18 protein-coding genes and 1 riboswitch are annotated in these 17926 nt (G+C 45.6%); of the genes, 3 read left to right on the plus strand and 15 right to left on the minus strand.

From position 1 onward, the window contains the following. Nucleotides 1-110 precede the first annotated feature (110 nt). From ACSNJE_RS15295 to cmk, 15 genes are all read right to left on the minus strand, one after another. Complete coding sequence (locus ACSNJE_RS15295) at nt 111-1094, minus strand: arsenic resistance protein (RefSeq protein WP_013120445.1); 984 nt, start codon at nt 1092-1094, stop codon at nt 111-113. A gap of 117 nt (nt 1095-1211) precedes the next feature. Continuing rightward, nucleotides 1212-2690, minus strand: coding sequence for a stage IV sporulation protein A (gene spoIVA / locus ACSNJE_RS15300; protein ID WP_052216808.1), 1479 nt, complete (start codon nt 2688-2690; stop codon nt 1212-1214). Between the two features lie 271 nt (nt 2691-2961). Then, nucleotides 2962-3999, minus strand: a complete 1038-nt coding sequence (locus ACSNJE_RS15305; protein ID WP_474773008.1) for an NAD(P)H-dependent glycerol-3-phosphate dehydrogenase — start codon at nt 3997-3999, stop codon at nt 2962-2964. Between the two features lie 14 nt (nt 4000-4013). After that, nucleotides 4014-4604, minus strand: a complete 591-nt coding sequence (plsY, locus tag ACSNJE_RS15310) for a glycerol-3-phosphate 1-O-acyltransferase PlsY (RefSeq protein WP_052216810.1) — start codon at nt 4602-4604, stop codon at nt 4014-4016. Between the two features lie 4 nt (nt 4605-4608). Continuing rightward, the gene (gene der / locus ACSNJE_RS15315) at nt 4609-5931 is read right to left on the minus strand and encodes a ribosome biogenesis GTPase Der (protein WP_495253029.1); all 1323 of its coding nucleotides are present in this window, start codon (nt 5929-5931) and stop codon (nt 4609-4611) included. Continuing rightward, on the minus strand, nt 5924-7306 hold the full coding sequence (locus tag ACSNJE_RS15320; RefSeq protein ID WP_495253030.1) for a DUF512 domain-containing protein: 1383 nt from the start codon (nt 7304-7306) through the stop codon (nt 5924-5926). The genes der and ACSNJE_RS15320 overlap by 8 nt, the downstream gene beginning before the upstream one ends. A 23-nt stretch (nt 7307-7329) precedes the next feature. Further along, the gene (locus tag ACSNJE_RS15325; RefSeq protein WP_474773006.1) at nt 7330-7767 is read right to left on the minus strand and encodes a DUF3189 family protein; all 438 of its coding nucleotides are present in this window, start codon (nt 7765-7767) and stop codon (nt 7330-7332) included. Nucleotides 7768-7824: 57 nt separating this feature from the next. Beyond that, nucleotides 7825-8319, minus strand: a complete 495-nt coding sequence (locus ACSNJE_RS15330; protein WP_052216814.1) for a DUF3189 family protein — start codon at nt 8317-8319, stop codon at nt 7825-7827. A 13-nt stretch (nt 8320-8332) separates the two neighbouring features. Beyond that, nucleotides 8333-8491: a capping complex subunit for YIEGIA gene (locus ACSNJE_RS15335; RefSeq protein WP_013120453.1), complete on the minus strand. Its 159-nt coding sequence runs from the start codon at nt 8489-8491 to the stop codon at nt 8333-8335. Nucleotides 8492-8528: 37 nt separating this feature from the next. Beyond that, complete coding sequence (locus ACSNJE_RS15340; RefSeq protein ID WP_474773005.1) at nt 8529-9422, minus strand: YIEGIA family protein; 894 nt, start codon at nt 9420-9422, stop codon at nt 8529-8531. Nucleotides 9423-9483: 61 nt separating this feature from the next. After that, complete coding sequence (spoIIP, locus tag ACSNJE_RS15345; protein WP_495253031.1) at nt 9484-10755, minus strand: stage II sporulation protein P; 1272 nt, start codon at nt 10753-10755, stop codon at nt 9484-9486. After that, complete coding sequence (locus ACSNJE_RS15350) at nt 10748-11503, minus strand: DUF1614 domain-containing protein (RefSeq protein WP_052216816.1); 756 nt, start codon at nt 11501-11503, stop codon at nt 10748-10750. Before ACSNJE_RS15350 ends, spoIIP begins: the two co-directional genes overlap by 8 nt. Before the next feature lie 148 nt (nt 11504-11651). After that, entirely contained in the window at nt 11652-13676 is a 2025-nt protein-coding gene (locus tag ACSNJE_RS15355) for a bifunctional 4-hydroxy-3-methylbut-2-enyl diphosphate reductase/30S ribosomal protein S1 (protein ID WP_495253032.1), read from the minus strand. Nucleotides 13677-13688: 12 nt separating this feature from the next. Continuing rightward, nucleotides 13689-14270, minus strand: coding sequence for a lysophospholipid acyltransferase family protein (locus ACSNJE_RS15360; RefSeq protein ID WP_052216817.1), 582 nt, complete (start codon nt 14268-14270; stop codon nt 13689-13691). Then, entirely contained in the window at nt 14267-14947 is a 681-nt protein-coding gene (cmk, locus tag ACSNJE_RS15365; RefSeq protein ID WP_052216818.1) for a (d)CMP kinase, read from the minus strand. The genes ACSNJE_RS15360 and cmk overlap by 4 nt, the downstream gene beginning before the upstream one ends. Nucleotides 14948-15203: 256 nt before the next feature. Between cmk and ACSNJE_RS15370 the strand changes: the two genes are divergently transcribed. From ACSNJE_RS15370 to ACSNJE_RS15380, 3 genes are all read left to right on the plus strand, one after another. After that, nucleotides 15204-16010: a DUF6612 family protein gene (locus ACSNJE_RS15370; RefSeq protein WP_474773000.1), complete on the plus strand. Its 807-nt coding sequence runs from the start codon at nt 15204-15206 to the stop codon at nt 16008-16010. A 225-nt stretch (nt 16011-16235) separates the two neighbouring features. Continuing rightward, a complete protein-coding gene (locus tag ACSNJE_RS15375; RefSeq protein WP_013120461.1) occupies nt 16236-16586 on the plus strand; it encodes a Na-translocating system protein MpsC family protein in 351 nt (116 codons plus the stop codon). Between the two features lie 82 nt (nt 16587-16668). After that, nucleotides 16669-16790: riboswitch (cyclic di-GMP riboswitch) on the plus strand. A gap of 271 nt (nt 16791-17061) precedes the next feature. Next, nucleotides 17062-17926 (plus strand): HAMP domain-containing protein (locus ACSNJE_RS15380; protein ID WP_495253033.1); only part of this gene is annotated, 865 nt, incomplete at its 3' end.

Genomic DNA, 17926 nt, shown 5'->3' on the forward strand with positions numbered 1-17926 from the left:
AATGGAGGTAGATTTTTCTACTCATAGCTAAAGCTTTTTGGAACCACCTGCAAAGCAGGTGGTTTTCGTTTATACAATAAAAATATTTTAAGCAGGCTTTGCCTGCAATATTAACTTGTTTTAACCAATTTCTCCCTGAAAAAACCAAGTTTTTCTGAAATCTTGCCGTACCAGGCCGCGCTTTGAACCTGTAGAATAAAAGCAAGCGTTACAATCAAGCCGGCTTTAGGTCCGAATGTTGTGACGGCCAAACCCAAGGCCAAGGACAAATTGCGCATCACCGTCCCGTAAACCACCGTGATAGCATCTTTCCGGTCCATAAGCGCCCGCCCCGTCAGGGTGCTAATAAGGTAGTTAAGTAAATAGAAAACAGATAAAACAATTAAGCCGGTAAAAATAACCGTCGGGTTAGAAATAATCATCCTGGCCTTCATGCTGATACTGGAAAAAATAACAAACAACATAGCCCAAACACTTAAAGCTGGGAAAAAAGGTTTAACCTTTTTCTGAAACTGTTCCTGGGTCATACGGGTCATCAAGAATTTATGAGTAATGTTGCCCAAAATTAACGGAATGAAAACAATTACAGAAATTGTCAGGAAGGTTTGCTTAACATCTACCTGTACCAATTTTCCAACCATTGCCAAGAGGTACCAGGGAGCCAACAAAGAACCGGTCAGTAAACTGACGGCCGTTATCTTTACTGCAGCCGGAACGTTACCTTTATGCAGCATTGTCCAGGAAATAGTCATACCGCTGGTGGGCAGTAAAGACGCAATGGCCAATCCGGCAAACATCTGAGGTTCACCGGTCAGAAAAGTCAGACCCAAAAAATACGCAATCAGCGGAATGATAGCAAAATTAATGACTACAGTAGTTAAAAGTACTTTGGCATGGGACAGGTCGAAGGCCTCTTTCAACTTGAACCCAATCATAGTAGGGAAAATCATAAGAAACGTAGCCAGCAGTATATATTGTTTAAGAAAAGAAGTGTCGTAGACGTAACCCGTTAGAAATCCCAGACCTAAAACGATAGGAATAACAGTAGTTAAATTGTTGGAAGGCCAAAGAAAAAATCGTTTCAATGTGTTCATTTATTAACCCCCTCATTATACCCCCATGGGGTATTTTGTGAATATAATACCACCTGCCCTTTTCTTTGTCAATAAAAAATAAGTATATAAAAAAAAGACGGCCTTGCGACCGAAATTTTAAATGATTATGCAAATGAGCCCGCCGCTTCCGTCATTGACAATTCGCTGCAACGTCTCCTGCAGCTTGACCTGAGCGTTTTCCGGCATTCTATGCAGCTTGTTTTGAATGCCTTCTCTGACCAGGTCATGAAGCGACTTGCCGAAAATATTGGACTCCCAAATTTTCTTCGGGTTTTCTTCAAATTCGTTAAGCATGTAACGTACCAGTTCTTCACACTGTTTTTCGGTACCGATAATAGGGGTAATTTCTGTGGTAATATCGGCCCTGATGATATGTAATGACGGAGCGCTGGCTTTCAGTCTTACGCCAAAACGGCTGCCCTGCTTAATCAATTCGGGTTCTTCAAGGTTCATTTCATCAAGTCTCGGAGTTACAACGCCATAGCCGCTTTCTTTAACTTCCTCTAATGCAGAAGCCACTTTTTCATATTCACGCTTGGCGTGAGCAAGATCGCGCATAAGCCTTAACAGGGTGTGTTCTCCTTCGATTTCAAAACCGCTTACCTCCTGAAGGATCTGGTAGAACATTCCTTCAGTTGCATCCATATCAATAGTGGCCATACCGGTGCCCATATCCATTGACCGGAGATTAACCTCACCCACAAAATCGTATACGCTCAACTTCTCGATAGCGCCGTCGATATCGCGCAGTTTTTGTACGTCCTGTATCGTTTCACCGACGGCCTCCTCAAATTTTGTCCGCAGCCAGTGGGTTTCTTCCAACTCTTCTATCCACTTCGGAAGAGTTATATTTACCTCATTAACAGGGAATTCATACAAGATTTCTTCCAAAATGTCCAGTATGTCCTGCTGGGTCAGTTGGGCTACGTCCATGGGCAGAACCGGTACCGAATATTTTTCTTCCAGCGAAAAGGCCAGGTCCTGGGTTTCCGGCGCTTTGGGTTTGGTGGAATTAAGTAGGACTACAAAGGGTTTATCAAGTTCTTTCAGTTCCTCTATAACCCGCTCTTCAGCCGGTATATAATTAGCCCGCGGTATTTCGGTAATAGTCCCGTCAGTAGTTACTACTACCCCGATGGTGGAATGATCGGTGATAACTTTTCGCGTACCGATTTCTGCTGCTTCCTGGAAGGGGATTTCTTTGTCAAACCACGGGGTGCGTACCATTCTGGGGCCTTCGTCTTCTTCATACCCCAAGGCTCCGTCCACAGTATAACCAACACAGTCAACTACGCGCATCTTGACTTTTAAGCTGCTGCTGATAGGGATTTCTACCGCTTCATTCGGGATAAATTTAGGTTCTGTTGTCATAATAGTTCTGCCGCCTCCGCTTTGCGGCAATTCGTCTCTTGCCCTTTCCCTATCATGTATATTTTTGATATTATTTATCACCACCAAATCCATGAACCGTTTAATAAATGTAGATTTCCCGGTTCTGACAGGCCCTACTACGCCAAGGTAAATATCACCTCCGGTCCGTTCCGCCATATCACGAAAAATATCTAACTTCTCCAATCCACACACTCCTTTCTGTATATATAAATGAAACCCAATCCGGTATTATTGAATCCCTCATCCCTCCCCCGCGTAAAACCACCGTTACTACCAATGTAATAAAATGAATTCGGGTGAAACTTTTTCCAGTTGTACACGTTAACATTATATATATATGAGACTAACCCCTTAATATGACGGAGGCAACATAAATTTTTTGGTGCAGGCAAAAAAACAGGGTATATTAATTCCAAATTTGGAATTAATATACCCTCATAATTTAGGAAATGGTTTACCAGTCCGGATAGGTCGAACTGATTACGTCTTCTATCTCGTGCTTCTTTTCCCGGGTCATGAGCTCATAAACTGCTTCCCGGGGATTACGCCCTTCGTACAACACTTCGTAAGCCTTTTCCGTAATCGGCATGACCACGCCCTGTTCACGGGCCAACTGCCAGGCGGCCCTGGTGGTGCGGAAACCTTCTACCACCATTTTGACACTTGCAATAGCTTCCGGCACACTTTTCCCCCTGCCTATGGCCAGGCCGGCTTTCCTGTTCCGCGAATGGGGGCTCGTACAGGTGACAATCAGGTCGCCGATACCCGTTAACCCTGCAAAAGTCAAAGGGTTTGCGCCCAATTTCACCCCCAGGCGGGCAATCTCGGCCAGGCCGCGGGTAATCAGGGCTGCCTTGGAATTATCGCCAAGGCCCAGTCCTTCTGCCACCCCGGTGCAGATGGCAATGACGTTTTTGAGGGCTCCGCCAATTTCCACCCCGACTATATCCGGGTTTGTGTAGACACGAAAATTAGGCGACATAAAAATGTCCTGTACCTTTTCAGCTATCATGCGTTTGCGTCCGGCAGCCACAATAGCCGTAGGCATCTCCCGCCCCACTTCCTCGGCATGGCTGGGGCCGGTCAGGACAACGAAATTATCCTGCAGCGTACCACCTGTTTCCTGTTCAAATACCTGGCTCATGCGTAACATGGTATTTTCTTCCAGCCCCTTAGCAGCATTAACCACTATTTTGTCGCTATTCAGATAAGGTTTAATTTGCCGGACTACTTCCCTCACCGCATGGGATGGTATACCCAGCAATACAATACCGGCCTTTTTGACACTTTCCTCCATATCTCCATGCACATAAATTCCGGACGGTACTTTAACGCCGGGCAGGTAAGCGCTGTTTTCCCCGGTTTCCCTTATTTCTTCAATCTGTTCGGGATTATTGGAGATTAACTCGACGGTGTGCCCGTTTTTGGCCAGTACAACAGCCAGCGCTGTACCCCAACTTCCGGCACCGATCACAGCAATTTGCTCTGGCATCAGCTCTCCCCCTTTTATTTCGGATCGACTTTCTGACCGATTTTGTATTCCTGTCCGGCCATCAACTTCCTGATATTGGACTTGTGCCGGATCACCACAAACCCTGCGGCGAAGGCACCAAAGACAACCATTGGCAGAGGCTCCTGATAGGCCAGCATGGCTATAGGCACACTGATGCCGGCCAGGATAGATGACAGGGAAACATACCTGGTAAAGGCCAGGGTTATCAACCAAACAGCCAACGCCGTTAAAGCAACTTTGGGCGCCAGTATAATTAACACACCCAAGCCCGTCGCCACCAGTTTACCGCCGCGCAACTTCAGAAAGATTGAAAAGCTATGACCCAGCATGGCCGCAATACCGCCAAGTATCCCCCACTGAATGCCGTATTTCAGTCCAAGGTAAGTGGCAAGCATACCCTTGCCCGTATCACCCAATAAGACGACAGCCCCATATAATGGTCCGGCCACCCGCAGGACATTGGTAAAACCTATATTCCCGCTGCCGTGCTCCATAATATTAATGCCTTTTCCCAGCTTACAGACTATGTACCCCACCGGAATTGACCCCAGCAGGTAACTCAGCAACAACACGGCAAATTTCAATTTTTCAGTCCTCCTTCCGCTTTTTAATGACCATCCGTATAGGAGTCCCTTCAAAACCAAAGGTAGCCCGTAGTTGATTTTCCAGGTACCTCTGATAGGAAAAATGCATCAATTCCGGATCATTCACAAATATAATGAATGTCGGAGGCTTAACTCCTGCCTGAGTAATGTACAGGATTTTTAGCCGGTGCCCCTTATCGGAAGGCGGCGGATTCAGGCGCACCGCCTCCTGAACCAGATCGTTCAGGTTACTGGTGGATACCCGCATAGCGTGCTGTTCCGCCACGTAATTAACCAAATCCAATATGCGCGGCACCCTTTGCCAGGTAAGGGCGGACACAAAAATAACGGGCGCGTATTGCACAAAGCCAAGCTCCTGCCGAATTTCTTCCGTATACCGTAAAGTGGTTTTGTCGTCTTTTTTAATTAAGTCCCATTTATTTACAACCAGTACCATGGCTTTACCCGCTTCGTGGGCATACCCGGCAATCTTTTTGTCCTGTTCTGTTACTACCTCCTGAGCGTCAATCATCATCAGTACTACGTCAGACCGATCCACCGCTTTTAATGACCGCAGCACACTATACCTTTCGGTAGGTTCATCAATTTTTCCTTTCTTTCTCATCCCCGCCGTATCAATAAGCAGATATCTTTGGCCTCCCCTTTCAAAATAGGTGTCAATGGCATCCCTGGTGGTTCCGGCCACATCGCTCACTATAACCCGTTCCTCACCAAGAAGGGCATTAACTATCGAAGACTTGCCCACGTTTGGCCTGCCGATGACGGCAATTTTAATCACATCGTCGCCATATTCCTCAGCAGCATACTCAGGCAAGTGTTTAACAACTTCATCCAGCAAGTCGCCAACATTTAAGCCGTGACTTGCCGAAACCATAATCGGGTCACCCAGGCCAAGCCTGTAAAAATCGTAAACATCCATGTTGCCGGTAAAATCCTCGACTTTATTGGCTACTAATATGACCGGTTTTTTAGTGTTACGCAGCATCCTGGCCACTTCTTCATCGGTCGCTGTAAGGCCGCTTCTGGCATCAACCACAAACAGGATAACCTCGGCTTCCTCGATGGCCAGACGCGCCTGTTGGAGTATCAAATCCGACATAGAACCTTTATCGTCACGAAACTCTATGCCCCCGGTATCAACCAGGGTAAATTCTTTATCCAACCAGACAGCATCTTTATAAATTCTGTCTCTTGTTACCCCGGGTTTGTCTTCCACAATAGCAATTCGGCTACCGGCTATACGGTTAAACAGGGTAGACTTACCTACATTAGGCCGGCCAACGATAGCAACAATAGGTTTAGCCATCACGTTCCCTCCTGTTGAATAAAACATCCAAAAACCCATCCAATCCATTTGAAATATCGATCAAGGAAACTTTTATCCCCAATCGCCTTTCCAGGTCCTGCGGGGTAAGGTCATCTAAAAAGACCGCTTCTGTCTTTTTACACATAACAGAAGGAATGACCAGCAAATCTCCAGACAAATCCCTTTCCCTGAAGGCATGAATAATATCGGACCCGGTCACCAGGCCGGTTACTGTTACAGCTCCGCCAAAAAACCTGTTTTGTACGGAAAAAATATCAATCCAGAGCCCCTTCACCTCATTCAGCTCTTCTATCATGGGTTTAATGGCCTGTTCCCCCAGGATGCCCGTTGCCAATATTACCTTCCTGGGTGGATTTATTTTATCCGGAATATTCTTCCGGGCCATTGCAAAGTCTTCGTATAACAGTCTGACCATGCCTACTCCGTTTTCCAATTGGGCAAAATCATCATAGTGCTCCGATGGCGGAATTGGCATCTGTGCCTTCAGGTAAAACTCATCGGATAAATAAACCAGGGTTTTGCCTGTTTTTCGGCGCAACTCCTGTTGGCGGGAATTAATACGGTTAATCAGGTCTCGGGCCTCTTCCGGTGTCACCGTTCTTAATTCCGTGAGCCCAGCCCGATGGCCGGTAAGTCCCACAGGTACAATGGCTACGGATTGAACGGCCGGCCAGAAGCCGGTTAAATCGTCCAGCGTTCTATCCAGCTCAGCGCCATCGTTGATACCGGGGCAGAGGACTATCTGGGTATGCATCTCTATTCCGGCATCTGCCAGTTGTTGTAACTGCTCCATGACCCGGGCCGCTTTTTTGTTGCGCAGCATTTTTACCCGTAAATCAGGGTTGGTTGTATGAACAGAAATGTACAGAGGACTTAAACGCATGTTGATTATCCTCTGCATGGCTTCAGCCGTAAGGTTGGTCAGCGTTACAAAATTACCCTGCAAAAATGATAGCCTGTAATCATCGTCTTTTATATATAAACTCTTTCGCATTCCTGCGGGCATCTGATCAACAAAACAAAATACACACCTGTTTTGGCAGGAAATAATGCCGTCAAAAGTAGCCGTTTCAAAACCCAAACCCAAATCTTCGTCAAACTCTTTATCGATTTCTATAATCCATTCTTCTCCACTTTTTTTTAGGACTTCAATTTCCAAAAATTCATCAGTCGTTAAAAATTTATAGTCTATTAAATCAGTTACAGGATTCCCGTTGACGGACCTGATAACATCCCCTTTTTCTAAACCTGCTTCCGCAGCAATACTGTCCGGTTCCACATAATTTATAAGCGCTCCCTGTTTTTGCATTGGTTGGCACCTCCTGGCCGGTTGCTCTTCATCATTATCTACCAAGAAATAGAATAAGTCAAGTAAGCTTAATGCAAAGAGGACTGCACTTCCTTAACCAGGCCGGCAAGTTTTTTGTAATTCTTTTTTATTCCCAGTACGTAAAAGAGGAGGCCTAGTTTACCAGGAAACTGCCGCCCCCACTTGGTCAGATAATTATTTGCGTCAGTAGCATCAACCAGCAGGTATTGATTGTTTTTACCGTAGATTTCCATCAGGTCCTTAATGGTTTTTATCAACAAGCTTTTTTCCTTTTTAATTCCCAAAGAATATACCATGTTGCCCCAGGCATCCCGGCCTATATAGTAAACGGGGCCTGCTTTCTCTTTTTGCTCTTTACTAAAAAAAGACAGCCTTCCCAATTCTTCTGGTGCCGGGAACCTGTCAGGCGAAATTATTCCAACATGAAGCGCCGCAGCAACCGCTGAAGCGCCTAATCCCGTTGAACAATAATATATGATTTTCATTCCCCCCTGCTCCCCCTTATTTTGTGAATCCCTTGCAATATACGCCTGCCAGTCTGACTACAGGTTCCGGGTAATATTTTTTTTATTTGCCGCTGCTATTTGCACCTTTACGTTTTGGACCAAACTGGCAATTTTCAAATAGGAATACTGGACTCCTTTTACAATTATCGGTCTGCCGATACTGACCAGCTTTAAGCGCCGGGACGTATATCCGCCCACTACCATCTTCCAGTTTACGTATGGCATACAGTTAACGAGGTGTATGTCATCAGCAAACTCAAAAAGTTCAGCTAAGTTCATGATTATACTTTCAAATTCTTTATGGGTATTTCGCCGGCCTATGATGTATATTTCATTGTCATATTCGTCAATGCCCATTAACCGCAAATGGCCGTGGTCTTTGTTTACCTGCCTGTCGAAATATGGCACCTGCTCCAACTGCTCCCGGGTGGGTATCCGGTCAACCGGAAGTATACCCACATGTATTGCGGCAGCTGTAACAGATGAATGAGACCCTCCAAAGCAATGATAAATTATTTTCAGCCTTATCACCTACCGAGGTTTATTAATGCCGGACAATAATATAGACCCCGTTGCCCATATCATGCACCATTGCTTTCAGCACCTGGGCCAGAGTACTTGCTATACGGCTTAATTCCTCCTGGTCAGAAGCAAAAAAAATGGGAATATCGCCCCCCACCGCTTCCTTGTTCATGGTTACCACAGCCAGAAATTTTTCCCTGGATATAAGGCATCCCTCCTTAGTCTGCTGCCATTCTACCGGCCCTGGTTTTCAAAGGCGCTCGGCGGGCACTTTCTAAAACCGGAACCCTGTTCACAGCAAACAAAAGGCTCACCATGTCTTTTTCAGCCGGCACAATAAAAAGGGCTATGGCGCCTGTATCCACATTTTTCCTAAGCATCGGGGTAAATTCAGGTACATCAACATCCTTTTTCACGCCCAAGATGGTCGCTGCTACGTGAGCAATGGCCTGTCGCTGTCCCATATTATGCAAAGTAGCCCTGGCGTTATCATGTTTGGGCTTAATTAAAACCCCCAACCCGTCCCTTAATATTTTTTCCCGCATATGGGGAAGGCCGACGTTCATGATATCAATGTCCGCAACTTGCAACAAAGCTCCTTTGAATTTTAATTCAGCGGGCACTACTTCTGCGATATCACCTATAACCCGGCCTTTGGACAATACTATGGAGATTATAATAGAAATTCCCCCGGCCAAGGCAGCAAGATAGACTGAGTGTGTAAAAAAGTGCGTTCCGCTTGCCACAAGTGCAGTAACCATTACCAGGTAGTTACGGGATTCAAATACTCTGGCTATTCCTTCTATATAATCAAGACCTCTTGGTACCAATTCTGCTTCTTCCAGAGCAGCGAGACTTTCCCGTTCCATGTTGCGAATTTCCCGAAACTGCTGGGCGGCTAAAGCCAGGAAAGTTACTGCAGCAAATTCCTTTTCTGCGATTGCTGGTATGGCTATAGTTCCAATAGCTGCGGCAATGAAACCGAGGGAAATATGGGTAACATATCCATGGGGGTAACCGGGATACTGTCTGTAATCGGACCTAAGCATTAATATTCTTGCCAAAGTTCCGAAAATTAATCCAACTGCATAGGTTACCCCGTACTGAATCACAACTCATTCCCCATTTCAATTTCATCACGTATATGAGTTCGGTATGTCAAGAAATTAGTGTTTATCGCTTCTGTTTATCTTTCGGATCCTTCGTTCCATCTTGATTGGCAGCTTCCTCTGTTTTTCCGTCACCAAGATAGTTGGCAAATTCCGTCTTTGTTATTTCACCCAGTTTGGATTTAACCCCTTTAACACTGCCTGTGCTAATAAAGAGAAAGACTGCCGCTCCTACCAATACTATACCCAAAATCCACGCCAGAGTAGTCCATGCACTCCTGGATTCGGGCCGGGTGTCCGACAGAGGATTTGTTATACCTCCGGGAGCCTTTTGAGCCGCCTGCAAATTCAGTACCCTAGGCAAGGCTTCCGCAAAAAGGGCTGCTCCGTTTTCGGCAAAAAACCTTGAATTGGTATGAGTTCCAACCTCAATAAGCATAGCTTTTGGCCCCAAATCCTGGTTGTAATTGCCATGGCCGATGAATATTTCTTTAATTAAACCGGGCTTTGCTCTATCCACATATGCTTTAACTTTTTTGGCAAATTCCAGGTTTGTTGCCATATTGGGGTTCTGCCGTCCCACCACTAAGCGCAGTTTGGTGACATCTTCACCGTCAATTTTATCATTATAATAGTCAGGATCCGGAACTCCGTCGCGGTGTACATCTATCAAAGCGATGGGCCTTTTTTTCAGAAGTTCGACGGCTGTTCTCCGGGACCTGTGATATGCCATTGAATCATGGGGCTCGTGAGACGTCTTGTCATTAACGACACTTACTCCTTTTTTGAGCAGCTCTTCAGCCAGGGCAGTTCCTACTTTCATGACGCCGCCCCGCCCGGGAATAGATTCGCTTCCGTCGGTGGGCACATACGACTCGTCAGAATGCGTGTAATAAATACCTATCTGGGCTTTCTTGTTACCCTGAACAGCCATTTCACCTCTCGCCACAGGTAAAGTAGCATATTCATCCCATTCAGGTTTCCATACCACACCTTTGGCCATTCCCAACTTCCTGGCCATGGCCCGGTTTCCTTTTACATTTATGACCTCATATTCCCGGTTGTCTTCGGTAATAATTTTGTCCCCGCGGTAAACCTGCCGGGATATTTTATCCAGTACCTCGTTGGTTCTTTCATCTACAATGGTGATGTATTCCCCTACTTTTAGCTCTTTTTCCCATATCTGGCCGATACCCAGTTTTTCGGCAACGGTATAAGCAACCATCGGCCCATGGGTATCAATTATGGTCATAGCGGTAGCGTAACTGATAATGCTTAAACCTAAGCCAAGCAACACTATGCCCCATATCAGGCGCAGGTTTTTCCAGTTATTCATGTTGATCCCCCTTTTTATCGTCCTTTTGGTCAGACCCCGTTTCTTCCGGCTTGACGCCCAAAGCATTGGCGTATTCGGCGTTTTGCAGGGATTTCAAAAGCTTTTTGGGTCTGCCTTCGGAAGCTGGGCCGCCCTGCAACCGCTCCCTTGTTTCGCCGATTAATTCTGCCAAAAGGACTGCCACAATGCCGGCCAATACGATAGAATCAAAGGCGCCTGCTCCGCCTATAAAGACCCGGCCGGGCGTCCCTGTAGTCCGCAGATAAAAATAATTGATGATGTCAAGTGATAAAACGCCTAGAGTCGCCGCCACAAAAGCCGCTCTTCTGGAACGTCCCGCTATATAGGCGATGATACCGGCAATTAAGGGGTAAATATAAACCGAGTTCAGGAAACCTAAAGAACCTTCTATAGCGCCTCTGGTAGCTATACTGAAAACATAATAGAGCGCTCCGCCCGTTATTACGGAAGCTACCAGCGCCCTGACCCACTCCCTGGAGGTTCCGGCTTTAACCAGCAGATATATACATAAGCCAAGCGGTATTAATCCTCCACCGACATTAATACTGGTCGGTACTGCACCGGGAATGGGTATGTTGATAAAACTTCCTACAATCATGGCGCCGATTACAGCCAATGCTGTTTTGTCCGATATGCGCAACCTGTCCAGTACCCGGTGAGCCAGACCAAAGTAAATCAGTACGGATGAAACGATAAGAATCAATACTCCTATTGGAAATCTGGGCATAATGAACTCTCCTTTCACTTTTCAACCTTTTACCTGTAAAGTAGGTTTCCCCTGGTAGCAGCTAAATATACCCAATAAGAAAGGGCCTTTAACCTTAAGGTTAAAAGCCCAACTATAGTAAGCAATCCACACGTTTTCCCCCGGCGTCCTACTCGCTGGCCGGTTCCACTTCATCCTCCTTTTTATATTCTTTTTTGAACAGCCCCCCGAAGACATCGCCTAGGGTCGGGCCCGGTTCGTTATCCTGGTTCTGCAGCATTTCTTTTATTTCACAAGCCTCATTGTTCTCTTCAACTTCTTTCATGCTTAAACTGATGCGTTTCTTTTCCGCATCCACTTCAATTACTTTGGCTTTGACCATATCTCCCGCCGAGACAACTTCCGAGCAATTGGCCACCCTGCGATTGGCCAGTTGGGAGATGTGAACAAGACCGTCAACCCCCGGTTCCAGTTCCACAAAAGCGCCAAAGGGCGCCAAACGTACCACTTTTCCTTCTACTATTGACCCTACTGGGTACTTTTCGGCAACAGTATCCCAGGGGTTGGGCAATACTTTTTTGAGGCTCAGTGATACTTTCTCGGTATTTTTGTCCACATCAAGAATGAATACCTCAATTTGGTCACCTTCCTTGACCACCTCGGAAGGGTGTCCCACCCTGTACCATGCCATTTCAGAAACGTGAAGGAGTCCGTCAATACCTCCGATATCAACAAAAGCGCCGAAATCTGTCAACCTTTTAACAGTACCTTTCACAACCTGTCCCGGCTGCAGGTTTCTTAAAGTTTCCGCCTTTTTCGCCTGCGCCTCTTCTTCCAGAATAGCTTTACGGGACAGGACCACCTTGCGGGCATCCCTTCGCAATTCGATAATCTTAGCCTTTAACTTCTGGCCTAAATACTGGTTTAAATCTTCCACATATGACCTCTCAACCAAAGAGGCAGGCATAAATCCCTGGACGCCCAAATCCAGCAGCAAACCGCCCTTGACAACTTCCCTGACAGTACCTTCTACAGGAGTCCCCGAATCAAATGCCTCTTCCAGGCATCCCCAAGTGAGTTCAGCATCGGCTTTCCGCTTGGATAAAATTATTTTGCCTTCATCATCCTGGGCCTTCAGCACAACTACCTTCACCTGGTCCCCTACTGTGAACAATTCCTTCAGGTTATTATGATTGCAGCAGGAACTTTCTCTTAGCGGAATAACCCCTTCCGATTTGCCGCCTACATCAACCATAACCTCGTCATCGTTCACCTGCACCACAGTACCAGTTACCATATCACCGGGGTGAAAAGCTTTAAACTGCAGAGCTTTTTCCATGTTCATCCCTTCATCCCTGTTGGTCATCTCTTCCATCTTTCTCTTAACCTCCTCGATAATCCAGCCCGGAGTTGACGCTCCAGCCGTCAGCCCCACTTTTTTTGCCCCTTTAAACCAATCCTGCTGCAATTCCGCAGCCGTTTCTATATGATAGGTCGGGGTTCCTGTTTCTTCACACAGGCGGGCAAGTTTTTTTGTATTGGCGCTGTTCCTGCCGCCTATCACTATCATGACATCTACTGATTCTGCCACATTAATGGCCGAATCCTGCCGTTCCCTTGTAGCATGGCAAATAGTATTATGGGCTACTATATCAGTGCCTTTATTTTGCAAAATGCGTACGGTTTCTTCAAAATTTTGTTCGGGCTGAGTTGTTTGGCAGACAACTCCGATAGGAGATCCTGTTTCAATCTTTTCTGCTTCCTCCGGATTTTCCACCACAACCCCCCTGTTACCGGTCCAACCGATAATGCCGGCTACCTCTGGGTGCTTCTTATCACCAATCACCACCACCAAGCGGCCTTCCGCCTGCATTTTCTTAGCCAATTCCTGCGCCTTTTTTACAAAAGGGCAGGTGGCATCGATAACCTGTAGTCCTTTGCTGGCAGCCTCTTCCAGTACATCAGGCGCCACGCCATGGGAGCGGATAACCAAAGTGCCTTCATGAATGTCAGACAGGTCTTCGGCTACTTTGATGCCTCGTTGTTCCAACTGCTGAACAACTTGCGGATTGTGAATAAGCGGCCCCAATGTATAAATAGGCCCGGCATGTTCTTTAGCAGTTTTTAATGTAATGTCCAATGCTCTTTTTACTCCAAAGCAGAACCCTGCTTTGGGAGCCAAAATAAACTCCAAACCCAATCACTCCTAGGCCGTTTTTAATAATTGCCGAATGTTATTCATTATATCTTCACTGATTTTATCAATTTGTTCTTTATCCAGTTTTTCATCATAATACTGGTCCAGATAAATAGGTTTTCCAATAATGGCTTTCATTTTCCTGAACTCCCGCGTACCGGACAAAGCCACCGGCAGTATGGGGGCTCTTGCCCGCAGAGCCAGCATAACTGCGCCCGCATTAGGTTTGAGTATTTCGCCGGTTATGTTTCTTGTACCTTCGGGAAATATTCCGAGCACCTCTCCTTTTTTAAGAACTTTCAGCGATTCAACAATAGCGCTTTTCGCCGTTCTTCCCCGTTTGACAGGAATTACACCGAGCTTTCGCAGTAACCAGGCCAGCAAAAAATTCCGGAATAATTCATCCTTGGCCATAAAATGTACTTGTCTGGTTAAAGCGGTACCCAAGGCTAATGGGTCCCAATTACTGACATGATTGGATACCACGATAACAGGGCCGCTGGGAACCTGGTTCTCACGCCCAATTATTTTGAATCCGGCGGCTATTTTTAAAAACGCCAAAACCAATACCCAGGCCACACGGTAAATCAAGGTTTGTCCCCCTCTAAAACGCGCGAAATTATCAGGTCAACTACCTGGTCGGCCGTAATGTTCGAAGTATCAATTAATTCTGCCTCCGGAACCCGCGTAAGCGGGGCCATTTCCCGCTGCGAATCCTTACGGTCGCGCTCGATAATTTCCCGGGTCAACTGTTCCAGGCTTACTTCAAACCCCTGCGCGAACAGGTCTTTCTGCCGCCTGGCAGCCCTAATTTCCGGAGAAGCCGTTAAAAAAAACTTAAAATCGGCATTGGGTAACACATAGCTGGCAATATCACGGCCATCCATAACAGTGCCCTGGTTGGCAGCCATTTCGCGCTGCAACTTCACCATTGCATGCCGTACGCCCGGTATGGCAGCCACTTCGGAGACATTGTTGGTCACCAAAGGGGTCCTGATCGCTTCACTGACATCCTGACCGTCCATGATAACCCGTTGGTTACCCTTCTCATCGTAAACAAATTTTATATCAGTATTTTCCGCCAGCTTCACAATAGCATCAACATCGGAAAGAGCTACCCCCTGGTTCAGCGCCTTAATGGTTACGGCCCGGTACATAGCCCCCGTATCAATATAAATATAATTCAGTTTCTCGGCAACCTTTTTGGCTACAGTACTTTTCCCTGCCCCGGCGGGCCCATCAATGGCTATGACTTTCTGGTCCTTCATTCCATTCCTCCTTTTGGGCAAAACATAAAATTTAATTCGACATCCGCGGGGGTTTTTCCTTTTCTCCACAACAGGTTTTTCCTGTACTGACAAAGGTTTTGCATAAAATCCTTTTTTCAGTATTTTAATCGGTTTCCTCTCATATTATTTCCAATGAGAATGAATAGCCGGCCAGTACCGGAAAAGAAAATTCCGTGCAGGATTTAGTTTCTCCGGTATAGAATTTTTATTATAACAACTTTAGGAGGTGCAGTCAATGCGAGAGTGTAAATATACTGAATTTTTCAAATACATTGTTTCGACTCTGGCAATCGCATTCATTTTTTTGGCTGCCGGTTGCAGCAGTTCTGCCGATAGTTTGTTGGAAAACTCTCTTGAGACCATGAATTCCGATGTCAGTTCATATAAGTTTAACGGTATAGCAATAATGAACATGGGAGGTCTGCAGGGCTCAGGAAAAATAAAATACGCAGGAAGTTTTAAAGCCCCCGGTCAGTTATACATGAAAACGGACCTGGGTACTATGGACCAGACCCAGAACATGGAACTATATGTAAACAATTCAGGCAAAGTCTTTACCAGAGTAAGCGGAACAGAATGGCAACCCTATTTGGCCCCTCCTAATTTAAGTAATTTTCAGCAACCCGGTCAAAGTCAAAATGCAGCGCAGATATTAAAAAATCTCGCCGCCATCGCAGGTCCGTGCGAAATTGCAGGGTCTAAAAAAATTAACGGCATTGAAACTTCCGTTGTTAAAACATCCGCTGACCCCGATAAGCTGAAAGCATTAATTTCCAAACAGCTTACGAGCAACTCCCACGCCTCAGACGAACAGATAGAAACCATCAAACAGCTCATCAAGGGTATGACTATTGTTCAGGAGTACACTCTTTATGTTAACCCGGACACCAATTTTATACACCGGGTGGATCTCAGGCAGAAAACCGGTTTGAAAATGGGTGAACAGGAAATAAAAATCGTAGCCGATATGACCTTCAATTATTATGATTTTAACAAACCGGTGGATATGCCCACTATAGAAGGGGCCGGAGAAGAACAATAAATCAGAAAAATAATGGTTTGCAGGGAAACCCAGGATTTTGTCGAAATTTATTCCATGCTTTATTCATTGCATGGAAAGCCTGAGCCAGGCTCTCGGGAATTCCGCAAAAGGCATTCGGCGTACCAACCGGTTCCAGGCACTGAATGGTACGAAGGGTGCTTTTTTGTTTTTTACGGGAATACCATGCTAAGACGGATTTATATTTACAGACCAGGAGGTTTTTTCATGTCCTCAGATGTAATCAAGTATTATGGGCATACCCTGCTGGCCAACACAAAAAAGTTTTTTAAAGAACTGTTTGCCAAAGGCCCAGATCAACTAAACATTAAAATTTATGAAGATATAATTGTCATGCAGTTCTCCGGAATTTTAAGAAAAGTGGAACTGGAACTTTGGGAGTGGCAACACACTGATACGATTACAGCCTATCGGACAAGCTTATTTGAACTCAAAAAAAAGGGCTTTATTGCCATGGTAGAAGAGACTGTCGGCAGGGAAATTGTCCACCTCACCTTCCACCTGGACATTCCAGATAATTCGGCAGTCTGCTTGGTAATTTTAAATAAGCCTTTATAACTTTGTTGTATTTTGAAGGATTTTGTCCTTTATTGTTGAATATTATTACCAAAATAAGTATGTGTTAGTTTTGGTAATATGCGACTGACAAAAGCAAACTTGTCGAAAGACAGTGACGCAAAGCTATGGGTCTAAGGCACAGCAGCAGTTGGCAACCATATGATTTTGCAACTGCCCGGTTGCTATGACCGCAGGGCTGCCAACTCTGGAAATTGGCCTGTTTGCCCTGCAAGCAGGCTTTAAATATTTAGGGAACACAGTACAAAGTTACCGGATTCCCAGTTGTAAAACATCCACGGTTCCAACCGGCCCTTTTTGGGGCTGAATGGTACCGAAGGGTGTTTTTTGTTTTTTGGGGTAATTTACTTAGAAAATTTTCATATGAAAGGAGGTCCCATCTCACTGCAAGGTTGACTTTAATTTCCTGTAAATTGCCCTGATCTAATATTACTATCTGCAAAGGGAGGAGAGAAAAATGAAGTTAAAGCTGATGGCGAAAATTTTACTGGGTTTTGTAGTAGTGTTAGTTCTACTAGCAGGAGTAGCCGCGACAGGTCTATTTGGTCTGAAAAACCAGGAGAAAGAATACGGCTATGTACTGGAAAAAAGACTTCCGGTTACGGTAGCTTTGATGAAATTGGACAGCCTTATTCAAGAGGAAATTGTCCAGGTACGGGGTTTTATGATTTACAGAAAAGAGAGCAGTGTAGAGGAACTGAAAAATAATAAAAGTGAAATAGATAAATTGAAGATTCAGACAAAACAGTTACTTACCACAGCAAAGGGAAGGGAACTATTTGAAAAAATCACTGAAGCTGAAGAAACTTATTATAGTAACGGCTTAAAAATTATTGATTATTACCGAGTACATAACGATGCGGCAGCCCAGCCATATATCGACGCTGCCGCCAAAGCTATTAAAGAGTTCAAAGCAGCCTCGGCCGAACTGATTGCGTTAAACGATAGTCTGATAACAGAAAACGTTAACACGGCCAAAAACGCAACCAATACTGCTAAAGCAGTAACTTATAGCGTATCTGCTGTGGCTTTGCTTCTGGGCACATCAATCGGCATTTTCTTCGGCAGAAGCATATCAAAACCGGTAATAACCCTGACGAACGTAGCCGGTGAAATTGCTCAAGGTGATCTGACAGTACGCGTACCCGATATCAAATCCGGCGATGAAATACAAGCTCTCGGCAGCGCCTTCAAAACCATGGTAGACAACTTGAAGCACATTATTCAACAGATAAATACCACCAGCCAGACCGTTGCTGCCACCAGCGAAGAATTAGCATCCAACGCAGAAGAAGCGACCAAAGCCACCCAGCAGGTGGCCC

The sequence above is a fragment of the Thermincola sp. GK-1 genome, from assembly GCF_059412445.1.

Coding starts and splice junctions, on each gene's coding strand:
- cmk (WP_052216818.1), bottom strand. CDS start 14,947: ATGAAGGACCAGAAAGTCATAGCCATTGATGGGCCCGCCGGGGCAGGG.
- der (WP_495253029.1), bottom strand. CDS start 5,931: ATGGCTAAACCTATTGTTGCTATCGTTGGCCGGCCTAATGTAGGTAAG.
- ACSNJE_RS15370 (WP_474773000.1), top strand. CDS start 15,204: ATGCGAGAGTGTAAATATACTGAATTTTTCAAATACATTGTTTCGACT.
- spoIIP (WP_495253031.1), bottom strand. CDS start 10,755: ATGAATAACTGGAAAAACCTGCGCCTGATATGGGGCATAGTGTTGCTT.
- ACSNJE_RS15295 (WP_013120445.1), bottom strand. CDS start 1,094: ATGAACACATTGAAACGATTTTTTCTTTGGCCTTCCAACAATTTAACT.
- ACSNJE_RS15375 (WP_013120461.1), top strand. CDS start 16,236: ATGTCCTCAGATGTAATCAAGTATTATGGGCATACCCTGCTGGCCAAC.
- ACSNJE_RS15350 (WP_052216816.1), bottom strand. CDS start 11,503: ATGCCCAGATTTCCAATAGGAGTATTGATTCTTATCGTTTCATCCGTA.
- ACSNJE_RS15325 (WP_474773006.1), bottom strand. CDS start 7,767: ATGAAAATCATATATTATTGTTCAACGGGATTAGGCGCTTCAGCGGTT.
- ACSNJE_RS15305 (WP_474773008.1), bottom strand. CDS start 3,999: ATGCCAGAGCAAATTGCTGTGATCGGTGCCGGAAGTTGGGGTACAGCG.